Source organism: Tepidimonas sp. (genome assembly GCF_036824975.1).
Classification (GTDB): domain Bacteria; phylum Pseudomonadota; class Gammaproteobacteria; order Burkholderiales; family Burkholderiaceae_C; genus Tepidimonas.
On record NZ_DAISZC010000086.1, the window covers coordinates 1 to 2875 of the forward strand.

Here is a 2875-nt window from a genome sequence, read left to right on the forward strand (position 1 = left end):
ACCCCCACTTCGGCCACCAGCGGCACGCGCAAGTTGGCCACCTGCGCCATCAGACGCGGCACCTCTTGGCGTACCCAGTCGGCTTCGTCGTCGGGCCCTTCGAATACCAGCTCATCGTGCACCTGCAACACCATGCGCGTGCGCAGCCCGGCTGCGTCCAGGGCGCGCTGCACCGCCACCATGCTCATCTTGATGAGGTCCGCCGCCGTGCCCTGCATCGGCGCGTTGATGGCGGCGCGCTCGGCCGCGGCACGCCGCGGGCCGTTGGGTGATCGAATCTCGGGCAGGTACAGGCGCCGCCCAAACACTGTCTCCACGTAGCCCAGGCTGCGTGCCTGCGCGCGCGTGCGCTCCATATAGGCCTGCACACCGGCAAAGCGGGCGAAATAGCGGTCGATATAGGCCTTGGCGGCGTTGGCGTCGATGCCCAGCGCTTTGGCCAGCCCATACGGACTCATGCCGTAGATCAGGCCAAAATTGATGGTCTTGGCATAGCGGCGCTGCTCGGGGGTGACCTGGTCGACGGGCACACCGAACACCTCGGCAGCGGTGGCGCGGTGCACATCCTGCCCTTCGGCGAAGGCGCGCAGCAGCGCCGGGTCTTCGCTGAGGTGCGCCATGATGCGCAGCTCGATTTGAGAATAATCGGCACTGGCGATGCGCCAGCCCGGCGGCGCGATGAACGCCTGCCGGATGCGCCGCCCTTCGGGCGTGCGGATGGGGATATTTTGCAAATTGGGGTCGCTGCTGGCCAGCCGACCGGTCACTGCCACCGCCTGTGCAAAGCGCGTGTGCACGCGCCCGGTGGCGGGGTTGACCATGGCGGGCAACTTGTCGGTGTAGGTACCCTTGAGCTTGGCCAGCGTGCGGTGTTGCAAAATGAGTGCGGGCAGCGGATAGTCCTCGGCCAGCTTCTCCAGCACCTCCTCGTCGGTGCTGGGCGCGCCAGAAGGGGTTTTTTTCAGGATCGGCAACCCCAGCCGCTCGAAGCACACCTCGGCAATCTGCTTGGGCGAGCCCAGGTTGAACGGCACCCCGGCCAGCGCGTGCGCTTCGGCCTCCAACGCGCGGATGCGCTCGCCCAGCTCGGCGCTTTGCCGGCGCAGTTCTTCCGCGTCGATCAGCACGCCGTGGCGCTCCATGCGCCACAGCACCATGCTGACCGCCAGCTCCAGCTCATAGATGCGCTGCAGGGCGGGTGCCGCCTGCAGGCGCGGCCACAGCACGCGATGGACCGCCAGACACATCTCGGCATCCTCCCCCGCGTAGGTGGCGGCGCGCTGCAGCGGCACGGCGGCAAACGGGATCTGCGCCGCCCCCTTGCCGCAGACGTCCTCATAGGTGAGGCCACGGCGACCCAGATGGCGCTCGGCCAGACTGTCGAGACTGTGCGGCCTGTGGGCCTCCAGCACGTAGCTCTGCAGCAGCGTGTCGTGCACATAGCCCTGCACCACAATACCGTGGTTGGCAAATACGTGCCGGTCGTACTTGGTGTGCTGGCCGCATTTGGGTGCGCTGGCGTCCTGCAGCCACGGACGCAGCGCTTCGAGCACCGTCTGCAACGGCAGCTGACGACCGGCAGCTTGCTCGCCGCTGTGCGCGACAGGGATGTAGGCGGCCTGTCCCGCCTCGACACTGACGGAGATCCCCACCAGGCGCGCCTGGAGCTCATCCAGCGAGGTGGTCTCGGTATCCAGCGCCACCAGCGGTGCCGCGCGCAGCCGCCGCACCCACCGCTGCAGCGCGGCCTCGTCGCTGACGAGCTCCACCGCCAGCGGTGCCGCCGCCGCGTCGAACAGCGCGCCCTGCGCGTCACGGACACCCGCGTCGCCGTTGGGGCCGCTGTCGGCTGCGGCCCCCGATACCGCCTGCACGACCGCCATCACGGATGCGTCCTCGGAGTTGGCCAGCGCGCGCGCCAAACCCTTGAAGCCGTAGCGCTCGTAGAAGGCACGCAGGGCGGCGGTGTCGGGTGCGCGCGCGCGCAGGGCGTCGAGCGCGGGCAGCCCCGGGACGTGCGCGCTCAAGTCACAGTCGGTGCGGATGGTCAGCAGCTGGCGCGCCGTCGGCAGCCATGGCAGCGCGCGGCGCAGGTTCGCTCCCGCCGCACCGCCGATGGCGTCCGCGTGCGCCACGATCGCATCCAGCGAACCATACTGCTGCAGCCACTTCGCTGCCGTCTTCGGCCCGACCTTGTCCACGCCAGGGACGTTGTCGATGGCATCTCCCACCAGCGTCTGAAAATCCACCATCAGGCGCGGCGGCACGCCAAACTCGGCCTGCACGCCGGCGACGTCACGCACCTTGCCACTCATCGTATCGACGATGGTGATGCGTTCGTCCACCAGCTGGCTCAGGTCCTTGTCCCCGCTGATGATGACCACCCGCCAGCCCTGGGCAGCCGCGGTGCGCGCGAGCGTCCCGATGACGTCGTCGGCCTCGACCCCGGGCACCACCAACGCGGGCAGGCCGCTTAGGCGCACCCATTGGTGAATCGGCTCGATTTGCGCGCGCAAGTCATCGGGCATAGGCGCGCGATGCGCTTTGTAGTCGGGGTACAGCGCGTCGCGAAACGTCGGTCCGGACGCGTCGAACACCACCGCCAGATACTCCGTGGGATAGCTCTTGCGCAGCGCCTGCACCATGTTGACCATGCCACGGATGGCCCCGGTGGCCGGACTGCTGGGGTCACCCGGCACGGCGCGCAGGTCGGGCATGGCGTGGTAGGCCCGGTACAGGTAGCTGGAGCCATCGACAAGGACCAACAGCGGCGCGGCAGCGGTGATATCGTTCATGCCTTTATTGTGGCGGTTGTGGTGCACCGCTGGCCCAACGTGGCGGTGCCAGCTGCAACGACCTGATGGGAGGCGCCGAC

General features: G+C 68.6%; 1 protein-coding gene. It reads right to left on the bottom strand.

Going from position 1 to position 2875, the window contains the following annotated elements:
- The coding region (gene polA, locus V7Z54_RS09010; RefSeq protein WP_334135979.1) for a DNA polymerase I at window positions 1–2795 on the bottom strand (2795 nt) is incomplete at its 3' end.
- Between the last annotated feature and the right edge of the window lie 80 nt (window positions 2796–2875).